Source organism: Pseudomonas bharatica (assembly GCF_048586865.1).
Classification (GTDB): Bacteria; Pseudomonadota; Gammaproteobacteria; order Pseudomonadales; family Pseudomonadaceae; genus Aquipseudomonas; species Aquipseudomonas bharatica.
On the sequence record NZ_JBMAWR010000001.1, the window covers coordinates 92793 to 108809 of the forward strand.

Genomic DNA, 16017 nt, shown 5'->3' on the forward strand with positions numbered 1-16017 from the left:
GTCACGAGCATCCAAGCACGCTTTGCCGCTTCTACCTACTCGACCAATGGATAAGTCGTTGATTCGGCAGGCTCCGTTGCGTACGACCGGGCAGCGTTTATCCGACGGGTCTGATAGGATCTCGGCCTTTGCGGGCCAAAACTGAAGGGTGCGCCGGCTTTTTTCTACGGCGCTCGGCGAGTCTGGGTCTCTAAACCAAGCAACGAATACTACAAAGGGGCATGCCGCGAGCATCGCCTCACGGGGGAATGATGGATTTTTGGACCGCCATGCAGGCAGTGATCCTCGGCATCGTCGAGGGGCTTACAGAGTTTTTGCCGATCTCCAGCACCGGCCACCAGATCGTCGTGGCCGACCTGATCGACTTCGGTGGTGAACGGGCGATGGCCTTCAACATCATCATCCAGCTCGGGGCGATCCTGGCGGTGGTGTGGGAATTCCGGCGCAAGATCCTCGATGTGGTGGTCGGCCTGCCGAAGCAGCGCCAGGCCCAGCGCTTTACCGCCAACCTGCTGATCGCCTTCTTCCCGGCGGTGATCCTCGGCGTCGCCTTTGCCGACTTGATCCATCATTACCTGTTCAACCCGATCACCGTGGCCGTGGCCCTGGTGGTGGGCGGGGTGATCATGCTCTGGGCCGAGCGCCGCGAGCATGTGATCCGCGTCGAGGAAGTGGACGACATGCGCTGGACCGACGCCCTGAAGATCGGCTGCGCCCAGTGCCTGGCGATGATTCCGGGAACCTCCCGTTCCGGCTCGACCATCATCGGCGGCCTGCTGTTCGGCCTGTCGCGCAAGGCAGCCACCGAGTTCTCGTTCTTCCTGGCCATGCCAACCATGGTCGGCGCCGCCGTGTATTCGGGCTACAAATACCGGCACCTGTTCCAGCCGGATGATTTCATGGTCTTCGCCATCGGTTTCGTGGTCTCGTTCATCTTCGCCATGATCGCCGTGCGCGGCCTGCTCAAATTCATCGCCAGCCACAGTTACGCTGCGTTCGCCTGGTATCGCATCGGCTTTGGCTTGCTGATCCTGGCGACCTGGGTATTCGGCTGGGTCGATTGGTCGGTGGCCCAGGGGTGATGCGCTACCCGCGCCTGAAACTGGCCGCCTTCGTGGTGCTCTGCCTGCTGCCCGTGGGCGGAGCACTCAAGGTGGGGCTGGCGGGGCAGTTCTGGCTGCCGGCGCTGGCCTATCTGCTGGCGAGCCTGGTCTGTGCCGGGCTCTACTGGCATGACAAGCGCCAGGCACTGGCGCAGGAGCAGCGGACCCCGGAGAAGGTGCTGCATCTGCTCGAATTCCTCGGCGGCTGGCCAGGGGCGCTGGTCGGACAGCAGGCCTGGCGGCACAAGACGCGCAAGCTTTCCTACCAGTTGGTGTTCTGGATGATTGTGCTGATCCACCAGGCGATTTGGGTGGACTGGCTGTTTCTCGGGCAGTGGAAGCACATTTTCTGAGCCGCGCTCCTACAGGTCCTGGGTAAGCCCAGCCCGCAGCGCCTTCGGCAGTTTGCTCACCACCAACTGGTGCGAGCGGGTCAACAGATCCTCCAGTGTTTCCCTTCCCAAGGCATAAGGCCAGGCCACACTGATCCAGTGCGCTCGTGCCAGATACGGCGCCGGCCTGACCCCGGGCATATCCACGTAACCCACGAACAGGTCCTTGTCGACCTTGAACGATAATCCCGCGCCCGCCAGGTCCATGACCGCGAACATCTTGTTGCCGGCGACGGAGAACACTCGTACGCCGCCCCATTTGTAGTCTTCCCGGGCACCCGGCAAGCCCAGGCAGAAGGCTGCAACCTGTTCTTCGTTCAACTGCCGCTCAGACATAACGCTCTCCACATTCCTCGAAGGACGCCACCAGGTGATCGATCCAGGCCCGCACCGCTGGCAGCACACCGCGTCGATGAGGGTAGACCGCCTGCAGGAACCCGCTGGGCATCGACCAGTCCGGCAGCAGATTGACCAGTTCGCCCCGGGCCAGCTCTTGCTCGCAGTGCAGCAGGGGCAGGGCGGTGAAACCGAGGCCGGCCAGGGCGGCGGCCTTGCGCACGACGAAGTCGTCGATGGCCAGGCGCGCTTCCAGGGCCAGCTCTTCGCGCTTGCCGTTGCCATCGAGCAGGCGCAGGTGCACCAAGCGATCGGCCTCCACTGCGCCCAGGACGGGAAGCCCGGCCAGCTCGGACGGATGCCCGAGCGGGTGCGCGCGGGCGAAATCCGGCGATGCCACCAGTTGCATCTGTGCCCGGTTGAGGCGGCGGGTGACCAGGGCGGGGTCTTCGTCCCCGACATCACGGACGCGCAGCGCAACGTCGATGCCCTCGTTGATCAGGTCGACACGACGATTGACCAGGACCATCTCCAGTTGCACCTGCGGATACAAGGCCAGAAAGCGCGTGATGACGTCCGGCAGGAAGGCATGGGCCAGGCCGACCGGGCTCGATACCCGCAAGCGTCCACGGGGTTCGCTGGTCATGCTGGCCACCGCCTCGTCGGCCATTTCCGCCTCAAGCAGCATGGCCTGGCAATGCCGCAGGTAGCGCTCGCCCACGGCAGTCAGCTTGAGCTGGCGGGTGGTGCGTTGCAGTAGTCGAGTGCCGAGACGCTCTTCCAGCTCGGCGATGCGCCGCGACAGGCGCGACTTGGGAATGCCCAACTGGCGTCCGGCGGCGGCGAAGCCACCGGCTTCGACAACGCGGGCGAAGTAGAACAGGTCATTGAGGTCTTGCATGATTGTTCCATTGGTGGGACGAACTGGCGCGAATTCGCCATCTTATCACTCATTGATCATGCCGGTAGGATTCACTCCATCGTCACCGCTGACCCGCGGTCCTCACATCAGGGAGAATCCCATGAAGCTCTTGCATATCGATTCCAGCATCCTCGGCGACAACTCGGCTTCGCGCCAGCTGAGCCAGCAAGTGGTCCAGGCCTGGCAGGCCGCCGAGCCGGGTGTCGAGGTGACCTACCGCGACCTCGCTGCCGACGCCATCAGCCACTTCTCTTCGGCAACCCTGCTGGCCGCCGGTACCCCGGAAGAGGCCCGTGACGCCGCCCTGGCCCATGAAGCCAAGCTGAGCGCCGATACCCTGCAGGAGTTCCTGGATGCCGACGCCGTGGTCATCGGTGCGCCGATGTATAACTTCAGCATCCCCAGCCAGCTGAAAGCCTGGATCGACCGCATCGCCGTCGCCGGCAAGACCTTCCGCTATACCGAAGCCGGCCCTGAAGGCCTGTGCGGTAACAAAAAGGTGATCGTGGTGTCCACTGCCGGTGGCCTGCATGTTGGCCAGCCTACCGGTGTCGGCCATGAAGAATTCCTCAAGGTGCTCCTCGGCTTCATCGGCATCACCGATGTCGAGTTCGTCCGCGCCCACGGCTTGGCCTATGGCGAGGAGCCGCGCAACAGCGCAATCCAGGCGGCCCAGGCACAGATTGCCAACGAGCTGTTCGCTGCCGCCTGATCCTGCTGTCAGGAGTTTCATCCAGCTTTCATACGCTGCGTTTTGGCCCGCTCTATGCTTGGCATGGAGCGGGCTATCGCCGTTTGGATCAAGGTGAAACGAAAATGCAGGTTCTGCGGACGTTGCTGGTGCTTTCGCTGCTTGGGTGCAGCCTGCTGGTGCAGGCCGAACCGGCGCAGCACTGGAGTGTCGGCCTGCATCGCATGACGGTGCCCGATCCGCTGGACGGCCAGCCAATGCAGGTGCTGGCGTTCTATCCCTCCAGCGGCCAGCCCCATGTACGGCGTATCGATGGCTATCGGCTCAACGTGGCGGCCGAGGGGCCGGTGGTGATGGGGCGCTTCCCGCTGCTGGCGCTGTCCCACGGCAATACCGGCACGCCGATGGCCCTGCACGACCTGGCCAGTGCCCTGGCGCGGCGCGGCTTCGTGGTGGTCGCTGCGGTGCATCCCGGCGATAACAACAAGGACCACAGCCGTCTCGGCACCTTGAGCAATCTCTATGGCCGACCTTTGCAGATCAGCGCGGCGATCACTGCCACCCTCGACGATCCACTGCTGGCTTCCGAGGTCAGCCCCGACCAGGTGGGCATGATCGGTTATTCGGCCGGCGCCGAGACCGCCTTGATCCTTTCCGGAGCACGCCCCGACCTGCAGCGCCTGCGGCGTTACTGCCAGGAGCGTCCGCAGGATGCCGATGCCTGCACCCGGCAGGGTGAGCTGATCGCCGATCGCGACGACCTGCTCCCCGAAGCCGACCCGCGGATTCGCGCATTGCTGTTGATGGCCCCGCTGAGCCTGAGCTTCGGGCGCCAGGCGCTGGCGGACGTCAAGGTGCCTTCGCTGATCTACAGTGGCGATCATGACCAGTTGCTGGCGGTGGACAAGAACGCCGAGGCCCTGGCGCGCAAGCTGCCGGTGACGCCCAACTACCGCCGCCTGGAAGGTGCGGGGCATTTCGTCTTCATGTCACCTTGCGATGAGGTGCAGCGGGCGCGGATGCCCGCCCTGTGCACCGATGCCGAAGGTGTCGATCGCCTTGGCATCCACCTGTCGCTGCAGTCGGAGGCCTCGCACTTCTTCAACAAGGCCTTGGGCGTTTCCGCTCGCGCCGGCCTACATACCGCCGGTAACTGAGCGGCGCAACAGCAGCGTCACCAGCGCCACGCCGAACAGCGAGAGCAGCGCCGCCACGCAGAAGATCCAGGCATAGCCCAAATGGGCGGCGACGAATCCCATCACCGGCCCGGCGATCGCCAGGGCCAGGTCGAAGAACACTGCGTAGGCGCCAAGCCCGGCGCCGCGACTGGTGGTCGGCACTTGCCGGATCGCCTCTACCCCCAAGGCCGGATACACCAGCGACAGGCCGAAGCCGGTCAGGCCGGCGCCAACCAGGGCCAGCACCGGCGAGGGGGCCAGCCAGAGCAGCGCAAGGCCCAGGGTCTCGACGGTCATGCAGGCGATAGCCACGCGGTAGCCGCCCCATTGGTTGACCGCGTTGACGAACAGCAACCGCGCGCAGATGAAGCACACGCCAAATGCGCTCAGGCACCAGGCTGCGCCGCTCCAGCCGCGCTCCAGATAGAAGAGGGTGACGAAGGTCGTCAGGGTGCCGTAGCCGATCGACGCCAGGGTCAGGGCCAGGCCGCACGGTGCGACACGGCCGAAGGCGGCCCAGAACGGCAGGCGCTCGCCACGCACGACCGGCAGCGAAGGCTGGCTGCGGATCACCAGCAAGGCGATCAGGGCCAGCACGGTCAATGCCAGGCCGATGCTCCAGAAACCGCTCTGGCCGGCGAGGAACACCCCGACCGGTGCGCCGATGGCAATGGCACCGTAGGAGGCGATGCCGTTCCAGCTGATCACCCGTGCCGTGTGCTCGGCGCCGACCTGGCCGATGCCCCAGCTCAGGGTGCCGACGCCGATCAGCCCCTGGGCGACCCCCAATAGCACCCGACCCACCAGCAACAGCATCAGGCTCAGCAGCGGCAGGTTGACCACCAGCGCCGACGCCCAGGTCAGCAGGCCGGCCAGGGCAATGCCGATCAGGCCGTAGGCGATGGACCGCCGCGTCCCCAGGCTGTCCGCCAGGCGCCCGGCCATGGGCCGGCTGAGCAGGGTGGACAGGTACTGGATACCGATGACCAGCCCGGCTACCACGGCGCTGTAGCCGAGCACATCGTGGACATGGCCGGGCAATACCGCGATCGGCAGGCCGATGCAGATAAAGGCTATGAAGGTGTAGAAGACGATCGAGAGAATGCGCAGGGTGATGGACAGCGACGAGGGCGAAGCGGAGGGTGCGGCAGGCATGGGGTTTCGTTCGCAGGCAAGCGGTTGAAGTCTTGCATCATGGCTGCGTGCGGAAATAAAAGAAAGCAGGCTAACGAATTAATCGACCACTTGTTGCTCACGTCCCGGCATGTGGGACTGGGCGTTGGGGCCGCAAAGCGGCCCCATGGGTTTATCAGACCACGACGCCCTGGCTGCGCAGGTAGTCGTCGTAGGTGCCGCTGAAGTCCACCACGCCATCCGGGCTCAGCTCGATGATGCGGGTGGCGAGCGATGACACGAATTCGCGGTCGTGGCTGACGAAGATCAGCGTGCCCGGGTAGTTTTCCAGGGCCAGGTTGAGCGCCTCGATGGATTCCATGTCCAGGTGGTTGGTCGGTTCGTCCATCACCAGCACGTTGGGCTTTTGCAGGATCAGCTTGCCGAACAGCATGCGGCCTTGCTCACCACCGGAAATCACCTTCACCGACTTGAGGATCTCGTCGTTGGAGAACAGCATGCGCCCGAGGGTACCGCGGATCACCTGTTCGCCCTGGGTCCACTGGCCCATCCAGTCGAACAGGCTGACGTCGTCCTCGAAGTCGTGGGCGTGGTCCTGGGCGTAGTAGCCGACTTCGGCACTTTCGGTCCATTTCACGCTGCCGGCGTCCGGCGCCATTTCGCCGACCAGCATGCGCAGCAGGGTGGTTTTGCCGATACCGTTCGGGCCGATTACCGCAACGCGCTCGCCGGCTTCGACGGTGAAGCTGAAGTTCTTGAACAGTTGCTTGTCTTCGAAGCCCTTGGAGACTTTCTCCAGGGTCACCGCCTGGCGGTGCAGCTTCTTGGTCTGTTCGAAGCGGATGAACGGGCTGACCCGGCTCGACGGTTTGACCTCGGCCAACTGGATCTTGTCGATCTGCTTGGCGCGGGACGTGGCCTGCTTGGCTTTCGAGGCGTTGGCCGAGAACCGGCTGACGAAGGTCTGCAGTTCGGCGATCTGCGCCTTTTTCTTGGCGTTGTCGGCCAGCAACTGCTCGCGGGACTGGGTCGCGGCGGTCATGTACTCGTCGTAGTTGCCCGGGAACAGGCGCAGCTCGCCATAGTCCAGGTCGGCCATGTGGGTGCAGACCGAGTTGAGGAAGTGACGGTCGTGGGAAATGATGATCATGGTGCTGTTGCGCGCCGTGAGGATGTTTTCCAGCCAGCGGATGGTGTTGATATCCAGGTGGTTGGTCGGCTCGTCGAGCAGCAGCACTTCCGGATCGGAGAACAGCGCCTGGGCCAGCAGCACACGGAGTTTCCAGCCGGGTGCGACTTCGCTCATCGGCCCGAAATGCTGTTCCAGCGGGATACCCAGGCCCAGCAGCAGCTCACCGGCGCGGGATTCGGCGGTGTAGCCGTCCATCTCGGCGAACTCGGTTTCCAGCTCGGCGACGGCCATGCCGTCTTCCTCGGTCATCTCCGGCAGCGAATAGATGCGGTCGCGCTCGGCCTTGACCTTCCACAGTTCCTCGTGGCCCATGATCACGGTGTCGATCACGGTGAACTGCTCGTAGGCGAACTGGTCCTGGCGCAGCTTGCCGAGCCGGGTGTTGGGTTCGAGCATGACCTGGCCAGCGCTTGGCTCCAGATCGCCGCCGAGGATCTTCATGAAGGTGGACTTGCCGCAGCCATTGGCGCCGATCAGGCCGTAGCGATTGCCGTTGTTGAACTTGACGGAAACGTTCTCGAACAGCGGTTTGGCGCCAAACTGCATGGTGATATTGGCTGTTGAAATCAAAGTGCTTACCTATCAGTAACTGGGGTGACGCCTTGCAGCCCGGGGCAGACGCGTTCGTCCGCCGTGCGTCGGAGGCACGTCAGGACCGGGCTGTCGAGGAGGTGAAGGCGGGGGTAGGGCCGGATTTTGGCGCGCATTGTCGCACAGCTTGCAGGGGAGTTGCATGACGGTGTTGCGCGACCGCTGGCAATTGCCGGTCGGCCTTGGCCTGGACGGTCATTCGATCTGCTTGACCAGCAACCGGCCTTCGTCGAGCCGGGCCCGCTCGCTCCACGAGACGATATGGCTCGCCTTGTTCCAGCGCACCTTGCTGATCCCGCTTGCCCCGGCCGTGGCCATCGCTTCGTCGATGCAGCGCAAGCCCACGGTCGCCCCGGCGCAGGTACCGTCGATCAGCAAGGCGGTCTTCCAGGCTTCCAGCCAGTTCATGCCGCTGTGGTTGGTCACCACGACTTTCTTCAGGCCGTTCTTTACATAGTGGATTTCGTACTTGTCCTGCATATCCCTTCCATGGGCCTTTCGCGCAAGGGCTTACTTTAACCTCGTGGCAGTCGGAATAGAGCGCTCAAGGTGAAAAATGCCAGCATCGTTTACAGTCCCGGCACCCTGTAGTTAACTGGACAACCGATCTGCCGAGAAAAACGACCGTGCCCCTGCGTTTCCGGCCTGTCCAGGCCAGCGACATCCCGATCATCTGTGGTTTCGCCCAGTCTGCCGATGAGGCATTTTTCTTCTTCCCCAGATGCACCTGGCCCCTGACCTCCGAGCAATTGTCCACGGCGATCGCCCAGCGCAGCGATTCCAGCGTGGTGGTCGAGGGGGACGAGGTGCTGGCGTTCGCCAACTTCTACCAGTGGGAGCAGGGCGGTACCTGTTCGCTGGGCAATGTACTGGTGGCGCCTGCTGCCCGGGGCCGTGGCGTGGCGCGCTACCTGGTCGGGCAAATGATGGAGGTGGCGCGCAGTCGTCATCAGGCCCGTGAAATGAAAGTGTCGTGCTTCAATCACAACACTGCCGGCCTGTTGCTATACCCGAAGCTTGGCTTCGTACCCTTCGGCATCGAGGAGCGCCAGGACCAGGACGGTCGTCGTGTCGCCCTGGTGCAGATGCGCCAGGCGCTTTGATCGCCATGATCCAACACCCGGGAAACAGCCCCATGCATGATGAAGACGAACTCCATGAGCCGGAGCACGACCACCTGCTCGATCACGAATTCCACGACCACGAGGAAGGCGAGGCATACGCCGACCCGATGTTCGATGACGTCGATGAAGACGAGGAGTATGGCCTGGATGTGCTGGACGACGAGGACCACGAAGATCACCTGGACGATTGATCCCCGGCGCCCGGCTTAATGGCGGAAGCGCGGTAACGGCCTGTCGAGCGAGAGGGTGGTGAGGGTACGTTTCACCAGCACTTCATCCGCTTCCACCGCCCGCAGGCTCTCGCGGATCCTGCCCGCGGCAGGCAGGTCGCCCTGGCTGTCGATCCAGTCGGCGATGTCCTTGCAGGCGCTGGCCAGGCGCTCCTGGCGATGGTTGATGAGGGTGAGCAGGGTTTGAATGTCTTTGTCGGACATGACTCTTCCTCCTGTAAGCGATTTCAGTGTAGCAGCGCCATGGAACCGGAGTGGTGATATGAGCAGGGTGATTCGACTAAGCCGCAACCTTGAAGGCCGCGATCTGGCGGTGGGCGATGTCCATGGGCATTTTTCCCGTTTGCGCGAGGCGCTGGAGCAGGTGGCGTTCGATCCGCTACGGGACCGCCTGTTCAGCGTCGGCGACCTGGTGGACCGCGGCCCGGAGTGCGAAGAAGCCCTCGACTGGCTGGCGCAGCCGTGGTTTTACGCGGTGCAGGGCAATCATGAGGCCCTGGCGATTTCCCACGTACGTGGCGAGTGGCTGGACTACCGCCTGTACCTCGCTGCGGGTGGCGGCTGGTTTCTCGATCTCGAGGAAGCCGAGCAACTGCGCTTTGCCGAAGCCTTCGAGCAACTGCCCCTGGCCCTTGAGGTGGACACGGCGCTGGGCCCGGTCGGTCTATTGCACGCCGATTGCCCGCTGGGGCGCTGGCGCGATCTGCTGCCCTTGCTTGAGCAATCCGCGGTTCCGGAGAAGATCCGCGAGGTCTGCCAATGGTCGCGTCTGCGCTTGAAGGAAGAGAACACCCGCGGCGTCGATGATCTGCGCGCGCTGTTGGTCGGGCATACGCCGGTGCCGGACGTGAAGGTGCTGGGCAATGTCTGGCATATCGACACCGGCGGCTGGGCCAAGGGCCATTTCACCTTGCTGGACCTGGCGACCCTGATGCCTGCCTAGCCTATACGGCGCCTCCACACGGCAAATTGCTGCAAGCCATGCAGTAATGAAGTGCAATTTCACGATCTTGTTGCCCGGTGAGGCAGTTTTCATACTCCGGCCATCGACGGCAGTTGCCTGGACAGGCAAGGAGAACCGCAATGCCTCACGCAATACGTTTCAGCCAGCCCGGTGCCCCGGATGTTCTTGAGCTGCATGAAGTGGCGGAGTCGGCACCTGGTCCCGGCGAGGTATGGCTGGAGCAGGAGGCCATCGGCGTCAACTATCTGGATGTCACCCAGCGCAAGGGTGCGGTACCCGTGCTGCTGCCGGGCGGGCTCGGGCTGGAAGGCGCGGGCCGGGTCGCGCGGGTCGGGGCAGGGGTGGGCAATGTCGCGGTAGGCGATCGGGTCGCCTACGCCACCGGTCCCTTGGGCGGTTACGCCAGCGCCCGGCGGTTTCCCGCCGAGCGCCTGGTCAAACTGCCGGACTCGGTCAGCTTCGACGATGCCGCAGCCGTGCTGTTCAAAGGCATCACTGCCCAGTACCTGCTCACGTCCACCTACGCCGTAGGGCCGGGAACCACGCTGTTGCTCTACGGCGTCGCCGGTGGACTGGGTTCGCTCATGGCGCCCTGGGCCAAGGCTCTGGGCGCTCGGGTGATCGGCGTAGTTTCGCGTTCTTCCAGCGTCGACAAGGCCCGTGCCCTCGGTTGCGATGAGGTCCTGGTTTTCGATCCGCAAACCCTGGCTGGCGATGTCGCGCGCATCACCCACGGACGCAAGGTGGACGTGGTCTACGACCCGATAGGCCGTCTCTCCTTCGAGGCCTCCCTCGACAGCCTGCGCCCGCGCGGCCTGATGGTCTCCTTCGGCGCTTCCAGCGGTGCGCCGGCGCCGGTGGAAATGGCCACCCTCAACAGCAAGGGCTCGCTGTTCATCACCCGGCCTTCGCTGGCCGCCCATACCGCCACGGCCGAGGAATACCAGGCCCGCGCCGCCGACGTGCTGGCTGCTCTCGAGGCGGGTATCATCAGCCCGCGCATCTGGGCCCGCTACCGACTGGCCGATGCCGCCCAGGCCCACGCCGACCTAGAATCCGGACGATCCTCGGGAGCGATCATTCTCACGCCATGAACCTCGATTTGCTGGACAACCCGCACAGCGATGAAATCGCCGCGTTCCTTGCCGTTGCCGCGCAAGGTTCCTTCGTTGGCGCCGGGCGTCTGCTGGAGCGCCATCCCTCGGTGATCTCCAAACGCGTGGCGGCGATGGAAAAGCGCCTCGGCGTGCGCCTGATCGAGCGCTCGACCCGCCAGGTGCGGGTCACGCCGACCGGCGAAAAACTCGAACAGCGCCTGCGCGCCGCCCTCGGCATGATCGCCGAAGCCGAGCAACAAGCCATTTCCGGTGCCGCCGAGGTGCGCGGGGTATTGCGCCTGGCCCTGCCGGCAGCCATGGGGCGCCTGTGCATCGGGCCCATGTTGCCGGAGTTTCTCGACGCCTGGCCGCAGGTGTCCATCGTCGCCGACTACAGCGAACGCCTGGTGGACATCATCGAGGAGGGCTTCGACCTTGCCATTCGCATCGGTGAGCTGGAGGACAACCGGCTGATCGCCAGGAAGCTTTGCGATCACCGGCGGATTCTCTGCGCGTCGCCGGAATACCTGCAGCGCCGCGGCACGCCCCGGCGACCGCAGGACCTCGGCGAGCACAACTGCCTGCGTTTCAGCGGCCTGGCATCCTTTCCGCAGTGGCGGCTGTATGCGGGCAGCGAACAATGCACGGTGACGCCCAAGGGCAACCTCACTGCCAATGACAGCGAAGCGCTGCTGGCTGCCGCCCGCAGCGGCGCCGGAATCCTCGGTGCGGGGGAATGGCTGATGAGCCGTGACCTGGCAGCGGGGCGGCTGGTACAGGTGTTGCCGCAATGGCAACTGGACCCGACTGGCGGGGTCTACCTGGTACGGCCCTCGGCGCGTTTTCCGGCGGCGACGGTGCTGGCGTTCAAACAGTGGATCGAGGGGCGGTTCGAGCCAGTTGCGCCCTGGCTCAAGGCGTGAGTGATGGCCTCATCGCTGGCAAGCCAGCTCCCACAAGGTTCGGCGGTACTTACGCGATACCGGCGATGAGGTCCTTGAGGTCAGCCTGAAAAACCTGTTTCAAATAAAATGCATTCTCATTTACACTCCGGCCCCGGCATCCCTTCCCAGGCAGAGCACCGTGCAGGCCGATCCCCCGCAACCCACGCTGTTGTCCACGCTGGTCCGTCATTACGACGAACTGGTGGAGCACATCCGCCGTCGCTTCGGCGAGCGCGGTTTCGCCCGCGAGGTGGTCCACGATGTCTGCGTGCAACTGTTGGAAAAGCAGGAAAAGCAAGGCGTACGCAGCCCGCTTGCGCTGCTGCGCAAGATCGCCCACGACAATGCCGTTGGCCGCTACCGCGGCGAGCGCCGCCGCCAGCGCTGGCTCGTTACCGTTGCCGAATTGCCGGAGGTGGAGGCGCAGATCCCCAGCCAGGAACGCCAGCTCGACGCCAGCCAGGCCCTCGACCGCCTGGTCCGGGCCATCGAAAGCTTGCCACCGCGCTGCCAGATGGTCTTCGTCATGCACAAGCTCCATGAACTGCCCCAGGCCGAAGTCGCCGAGCGCCTGGGCATTTCCCTGAAAACCGTGGAAAAGCACCTGCGCCTTGGCATGGCGGCGTGCCGTGAGTACCTGGCATGAGCGAACGCAACAGCCGTCCCGACAAGTTTGCCGAGGAAGACCAGGTCATTGCCCGCCTGCGCGAAGAACTCAAGCAGCGCTTCCCGATGCCCGACCCCAAACCGCGCAACAAGCGCACCCGTATCCTCGGCGCCGGCCTGTTGTCGCTGGCGGTGCTGGCGACCCTGGCGTGGCTGGACCCGGCCTATCGCAGCGAGCACTACCTGACGCGGGTCGGCGAACGGCAGACCCTGAACCTGGCCGATGGCACCGTCGTCACCCTCGACGCTGCCAGCGAAGTTGCGGTCAGTTGGCACCTGTTCAGCCGGCGTAGTGAACTGCAACGTGGCCAGGCGCTGTTCGAGGTGGCGCCGCGGGTATACCGGCCCTGGCTGGTCGATGCTGGCCAGGCCAGCGTCCGGGTGGTCGGGACGCGCTTCAATGTCGATCGCCACGCAAGCGAAGTACGTGTCAGCGTCGCCGAGGGCCGCGTCGCGGTCGCTGCAGGCGGCGCTGAACGGGAGCTGCTGCCGGGTCAGCAGGTGCGCGCGAGCAACGCAGGGCTCGGTGCCCTGGTCGCTGTCGATGCCAACGCGGTTGGCGCCTGGCAAGGCGGGCAACTGGTTTTCCAGCGCACCCCGCTGGGCGAAGTGCTCGATACCATCGGCCGCTACCAGGACAAACCTGTGCGTCTGCAGGACGCTCGTCTCGCCACGCTGCCGGTGTCCGGCGTGTTCGACAGCGCCCATGTCGAGCGCTTGCTGGCGTTGTTGCCCAGCATCCTGCCGGTACAGCTGGGCAAAGGCGCCGACGGCTCGGTGCTGATCAGCCCACGCGGGAAAAAATAATTTTCAGCGCGGGGTAGGGTTGGGTGCGGCGGCTGGCGGCTATCTCCATGACCCTTTTCACTTCATGGAGAGCCTTGCGTGAGTCAGTCCCCGTTGTCCCTGTCGTTGCTGGCCGCCGGCCTGTTGACCAGTTCGTTCGCCCTGGCCGGACCGGCGCCGCAGGCGTTCGATGTTCCTGCCGCAGCGCTGGAGCAATCCCTGAACACCCTGGCCTGCCAGGCCGGGGCGCAGATCCTCTTTGCCAGCGATGTCACCAGCGGCAAGCAGGCTCCTGCATTGAAAGGCAGCTATACCCTGAAGCAGGCCCTGGAGCGGCTGCTGGGCAGTAGCGGCTTGAGCGTGCAGGCGCAGGGCGAGCGCACCTTCGTGGTGGTGCCCGGCGCGGCCAGCGTTGCGGCGCCCGCATCCGCGGTTATGGAGCTCTCCAGCCTGGAAATCACCTCGTCGCGCATCAGCAGCAGCCTGGTACCGCAGGCGCGCCAGGTCAGCGTGATCGAGCGCGAGCAGCTCGAGCAGTTGCGCGAAGGCTCCGACAGCCTGGCCACGGTGCTGGCCAAAAGCATCCCGGGAATGGCCGATTCCAGCCGCACCATCACCGACTACGGCCAGACCCTGCGCGGGCGAACCATGCTGGTGCTGGTGGACGGCGTGCCCCTCAACACCAACCGCGATTCCTCGCGCAACCTGGCCAATATCGATCCGGCGCTGATCGAGCGGGTCGAAGTGATCCGCGGCAGCAGCGCGATCTACGGCGCTGGCGCCACCGGCGGGATCATTTCCATCACCACCCGTCCTGCGGGGGGCGAGAATCGCGCGCAAACCAGCCTGCGGGCCGAGTCGCCGCTGAGCCGCCTGGGCAGCGACGGCGTTGGCGGCCAGTTGCAGCAGCATGTCTCCGGTTCCGAGGGCCAGGTGGATTACGCGCTGGACTTCGGTGCCCGGCATATCGGCGCTTCCTATGACGCCAACGGCCAGCGCATCGCACCTGAGCCGAGCCAGGGCGACCTGTTCGACTCCAACACCTGGAACATCGGCGGCAAGCTCGGCCTGCGCATCGACGACGAGCAGCGCATCCAGCTCTCCGCCAGCCACTACAACGCCGACCAGGACAGCGACTTTACTTCCGACCCCAGCGTGGCCCGCCTGCCGCCTGGGTCGGTGCCGGCCCAGGCGCTGTCCGGGCTGTCGCTGGACGAGCAGAACCAGATCAGGAACACCCTGGTCAACCTCGAATACGCCCATGCCGACGTGCTCGGTGGCACCCTCAATGCGCAACTCTACTACCGCGACTACTTCACCCGTTTCACGCCGTTCGATGCCCGGGGCGTGGCGACCCGCGGGCGCAACGTCGACCAGGTGATGCAGAACAGCGAAGTCTTCGGCAGCCGCGTGACCCTGCGCACCCCGCTGGGCCAGGCAGGCGCTACCGAACTGCTCTGGGGGGCGGATTTCAACCAGGAACGCAGCGACATGCCGATCGACATCTTCGACCCGCGCCAGTACGACGCCAGCGGCGGCCGGGTCTACGACAAGATCGGCCGGCTCACCTACATGCCCGACCTGACCACCCGCAGCCTCGGCGGCTTTGCCCAGTTGCAGCATCGCTTCAACGAGCAGTGGTCGATGGAAGGCGGGGTGCGCTACGAGTACGCCACGGCCCGCTACGACGACTTCGTACCGCTGTCCGAATCCACCGCGGCGGCGCCGGCGACCGTGGCCGGCGGCGAGATCAACTACGACGCCGTGCTTTCCAATATCAGCCTGACCTGGTCGCCCGTCAGCGGGCAGGAGCTGTACGCGGCCTTCAGCCAGGGCTTCCAGTTGCCGGATATCGGCGTACAGGTGCGCAATGCCCGGCGCGGTTTCGATATCGATTCGTCGAACCTGGAGCCGGTCAAGACCAATAACTATGAACTGGGCTGGCGCGGTGCCGTCGGCGAGCAGACCCTGGCCAGCCTGGCGGTGTTCTACACCACCTCGAAGCTGGGCGACGTGCAGAGCTTCAACAACGGCCTGATCCTGACCCGTACCCAGGAGCGCATCTACGGCATCGAAGGCAGCGCCGACTGGCTGACCGACGACGAGCGCTGGGGCGCAGGCGGCACCGTCAGTTGGCTGAAAGGCCGTGAGAAACCGGACAACGGTGATTGGCAGGACATGACCGGCTACCGCATCCCGCCGCTCAAGGTCACCGGCTACCTGCAATACACGCCGGACGAAGACTGGAGCCATCGCGCGCAACTGACCTGGTTCGATGGCCACGACTACCGCCTGGATGGCGTGGCCAGCTTTGGCCGGCGCAAGGTGGATGGCTATGCCACGGTGGACCTGGTCAGTCAGTACCGGGTCACGGCCAACGACAAGGTCAGCCTGGGTATCCAGAACCTGTTCAACCGCGACTATTACCCGCAGTACAGCCAATTGATGCGCAGCAGCACCAACACCAGCCACCTTCCGGCGCCGGGGACGGTGTTGACGGTGGGGTATAGCCACGACTGGTAAAGCAGCGCAAGACCTGTGGGAGTGCGTTCACTCTTGTCGCGCGGAGAACAGGTCTAAAGCACGACTCGGACTCTGTGGGAGCGGGTTCACCCGCGATTGCGACGGTGAATTCGCTACCCGTAATCGCGGGTGAACCCGCTCCCA

At 64.7% G+C, this 16017-nt stretch carries 18 protein-coding genes; 12 read left to right on the top strand and 6 right to left on the bottom strand.

Features of this window, described 5'->3' with window-relative positions:
- Window positions 1-251: 251 nt before the first annotated feature.
- Together ACKLLE_RS00450 and ACKLLE_RS00455 are read left to right on the top strand one after the other, a co-directional pair.
- Window positions 252-1082, top strand: a complete 831-nt coding sequence (locus ACKLLE_RS00450; RefSeq protein ID WP_420056375.1) for an undecaprenyl-diphosphate phosphatase — start codon at window positions 252-254, stop codon at window positions 1080-1082.
- Window positions 1082-1456, top strand: coding sequence for a DUF1294 domain-containing protein (locus ACKLLE_RS00455; RefSeq protein WP_420056376.1), 375 nt, complete (start codon window positions 1082-1084; stop codon window positions 1454-1456). Before ACKLLE_RS00450 ends, ACKLLE_RS00455 begins: the two co-directional genes overlap by 1 nt.
- Before the next feature lie 9 nt (window positions 1457-1465).
- On the opposite strand, the gene ACKLLE_RS00460 is transcribed toward ACKLLE_RS00455, so the two are convergent.
- Complete coding sequence (locus ACKLLE_RS00460; protein WP_420056377.1) at window positions 1466-1831, bottom strand: MmcQ/YjbR family DNA-binding protein; 366 nt, start codon at window positions 1829-1831, stop codon at window positions 1466-1468.
- Complete coding sequence (locus ACKLLE_RS00465) at window positions 1824-2732, bottom strand: LysR substrate-binding domain-containing protein (protein ID WP_064304706.1); 909 nt, start codon at window positions 2730-2732, stop codon at window positions 1824-1826. Before ACKLLE_RS00465 ends, ACKLLE_RS00460 begins: the two co-directional genes overlap by 8 nt.
- A gap of 121 nt (window positions 2733-2853) precedes the next feature.
- Here ACKLLE_RS00465 and ACKLLE_RS00470 point away from each other — a divergent pair, with 121 nt between their 5' ends.
- Both ACKLLE_RS00470 and ACKLLE_RS00475 read left to right on the top strand, forming a co-directional pair.
- Window positions 2854-3465: an FMN-dependent NADH-azoreductase gene (locus ACKLLE_RS00470; RefSeq protein WP_420056378.1), complete on the top strand. Its 612-nt coding sequence runs from the start codon at window positions 2854-2856 to the stop codon at window positions 3463-3465.
- A 104-nt stretch (window positions 3466-3569) separates the two neighbouring features.
- Complete coding sequence (locus ACKLLE_RS00475) at window positions 3570-4601, top strand: alpha/beta hydrolase family protein (RefSeq protein ID WP_420056379.1); 1032 nt, start codon at window positions 3570-3572, stop codon at window positions 4599-4601.
- Here ACKLLE_RS00475 and ACKLLE_RS00480 read toward each other — a convergent pair.
- The 3 genes from ACKLLE_RS00480 to ACKLLE_RS00490 form a co-directional block, all read right to left on the bottom strand.
- Complete coding sequence (locus tag ACKLLE_RS00480) at window positions 4581-5777, bottom strand: MFS transporter (RefSeq protein ID WP_420056380.1); 1197 nt, start codon at window positions 5775-5777, stop codon at window positions 4581-4583. The two genes, ACKLLE_RS00475 and ACKLLE_RS00480, sit on opposite strands and share 21 nt — an antisense overlap.
- Window positions 5778-5931: 154 nt before the next feature.
- Window positions 5932-7518 (bottom strand): ABC-F family ATPase, encoded by a 1587-nt coding sequence (locus tag ACKLLE_RS00485; RefSeq protein WP_009394839.1) that lies wholly within the window; start codon window positions 7516-7518, stop codon window positions 5932-5934.
- Between the two features lie 216 nt (window positions 7519-7734).
- Window positions 7735-8019, bottom strand: a complete 285-nt coding sequence (locus ACKLLE_RS00490) for a hypothetical protein (protein WP_009396960.1) — start codon at window positions 8017-8019, stop codon at window positions 7735-7737.
- Between the two features lie 146 nt (window positions 8020-8165).
- Between ACKLLE_RS00490 and ACKLLE_RS00495 the strand changes: the two genes are divergently transcribed.
- Together ACKLLE_RS00495 and ACKLLE_RS00500 are read left to right on the top strand one after the other, a co-directional pair.
- Window positions 8166-8642 carry a GNAT family N-acetyltransferase gene (locus tag ACKLLE_RS00495; RefSeq protein WP_064304637.1) on the top strand — a complete coding sequence of 159 codons (477 nt, stop codon included), beginning with the start codon at window positions 8166-8168 and terminating at the stop codon, window positions 8640-8642.
- Window positions 8643-8674: 32 nt separating this feature from the next.
- Window positions 8675-8854, top strand: coding sequence for a hypothetical protein (locus ACKLLE_RS00500; RefSeq protein WP_279897594.1), 180 nt, complete (start codon window positions 8675-8677; stop codon window positions 8852-8854).
- Window positions 8855-8869: 15 nt separating this feature from the next.
- Here ACKLLE_RS00500 and ACKLLE_RS00505 read toward each other — a convergent pair whose 3' ends face one another.
- Entirely contained in the window at window positions 8870-9097 is a 228-nt protein-coding gene (locus ACKLLE_RS00505) for a hypothetical protein (protein WP_064304635.1), read from the bottom strand.
- A 58-nt stretch (window positions 9098-9155) separates the two neighbouring features.
- Here ACKLLE_RS00505 and ACKLLE_RS00510 point away from each other — a divergent pair, with 58 nt between their 5' ends.
- The 6 genes from ACKLLE_RS00510 to ACKLLE_RS00535 all read left to right on the top strand — a co-directional run bounded on the left by ACKLLE_RS00510 (window position 9156) and on the right by ACKLLE_RS00535 (window position 15873).
- Window positions 9156-9836, top strand: a complete 681-nt coding sequence (locus ACKLLE_RS00510) for a metallophosphoesterase (RefSeq protein ID WP_420056381.1) — start codon at window positions 9156-9158, stop codon at window positions 9834-9836.
- Between the two features lie 140 nt (window positions 9837-9976).
- Window positions 9977-10951 carry a quinone oxidoreductase family protein gene (locus ACKLLE_RS00515; protein WP_420056382.1) on the top strand — a complete coding sequence of 325 codons (975 nt, stop codon included), beginning with the start codon at window positions 9977-9979 and terminating at the stop codon, window positions 10949-10951.
- Complete coding sequence (locus ACKLLE_RS00520) at window positions 10948-11877, top strand: LysR family transcriptional regulator (protein WP_420056383.1); 930 nt, start codon at window positions 10948-10950, stop codon at window positions 11875-11877. Before ACKLLE_RS00515 ends, ACKLLE_RS00520 begins: the two co-directional genes overlap by 4 nt.
- 160 nt (window positions 11878-12037) lie before the next feature.
- Window positions 12038-12544: an RNA polymerase sigma factor gene (locus tag ACKLLE_RS00525; protein WP_064304770.1), complete on the top strand. Its 507-nt coding sequence runs from the start codon at window positions 12038-12040 to the stop codon at window positions 12542-12544.
- The gene (locus tag ACKLLE_RS00530; protein WP_420056385.1) at window positions 12541-13371 is read left to right on the top strand and encodes a FecR family protein; all 831 of its coding nucleotides are present in this window, start codon (window positions 12541-12543) and stop codon (window positions 13369-13371) included. Before ACKLLE_RS00525 ends, ACKLLE_RS00530 begins: the two co-directional genes overlap by 4 nt.
- 78 nt (window positions 13372-13449) lie before the next feature.
- A complete protein-coding gene (locus ACKLLE_RS00535; RefSeq protein ID WP_420056386.1) occupies window positions 13450-15873 on the top strand; it encodes a TonB-dependent receptor in 2424 nt (807 codons plus the stop codon).
- The last annotated feature ends 144 nt before the right edge of the window (window positions 15874-16017 follow it).

What these genes read in the sequence shown, in the direction of transcription:
- ACKLLE_RS00500 (WP_279897594.1), top strand. Translation starts at nt 8,675, where the DNA reads ATGCATGATGAAGACGAACTCCATGAGCCGGAGCACGACCACCTGCTC.
- ACKLLE_RS00450 (WP_420056375.1), top strand. Translation starts at nt 252, where the DNA reads ATGGATTTTTGGACCGCCATGCAGGCAGTGATCCTCGGCATCGTCGAG.
- ACKLLE_RS00460 (WP_420056377.1), bottom strand. Translation starts at nt 1,831, where the DNA reads ATGTCTGAGCGGCAGTTGAACGAAGAACAGGTTGCAGCCTTCTGCCTG.
- ACKLLE_RS00470 (WP_420056378.1), top strand. Translation starts at nt 2,854, where the DNA reads ATGAAGCTCTTGCATATCGATTCCAGCATCCTCGGCGACAACTCGGCT.
- ACKLLE_RS00465 (WP_064304706.1), bottom strand. Translation starts at nt 2,732, where the DNA reads ATGCAAGACCTCAATGACCTGTTCTACTTCGCCCGCGTTGTCGAAGCC.
- ACKLLE_RS00510 (WP_420056381.1), top strand. Translation starts at nt 9,156, where the DNA reads ATGAGCAGGGTGATTCGACTAAGCCGCAACCTTGAAGGCCGCGATCTG.
- ACKLLE_RS00530 (WP_420056385.1), top strand. Translation starts at nt 12,541, where the DNA reads ATGAGCGAACGCAACAGCCGTCCCGACAAGTTTGCCGAGGAAGACCAG.
- ACKLLE_RS00475 (WP_420056379.1), top strand. Translation starts at nt 3,570, where the DNA reads ATGCAGGTTCTGCGGACGTTGCTGGTGCTTTCGCTGCTTGGGTGCAGC.
- ACKLLE_RS00505 (WP_064304635.1), bottom strand. Translation starts at nt 9,097, where the DNA reads ATGTCCGACAAAGACATTCAAACCCTGCTCACCCTCATCAACCATCGC.
- ACKLLE_RS00515 (WP_420056382.1), top strand. Translation starts at nt 9,977, where the DNA reads ATGCCTCACGCAATACGTTTCAGCCAGCCCGGTGCCCCGGATGTTCTT.
- ACKLLE_RS00490 (WP_009396960.1), bottom strand. Translation starts at nt 8,019, where the DNA reads ATGCAGGACAAGTACGAAATCCACTATGTAAAGAACGGCCTGAAGAAA.
- ACKLLE_RS00455 (WP_420056376.1), top strand. Translation starts at nt 1,082, where the DNA reads ATGCGCTACCCGCGCCTGAAACTGGCCGCCTTCGTGGTGCTCTGCCTG.
- ACKLLE_RS00480 (WP_420056380.1), bottom strand. Translation starts at nt 5,777, where the DNA reads ATGCCTGCCGCACCCTCCGCTTCGCCCTCGTCGCTGTCCATCACCCTG.
- ACKLLE_RS00520 (WP_420056383.1), top strand. Translation starts at nt 10,948, where the DNA reads ATGAACCTCGATTTGCTGGACAACCCGCACAGCGATGAAATCGCCGCG.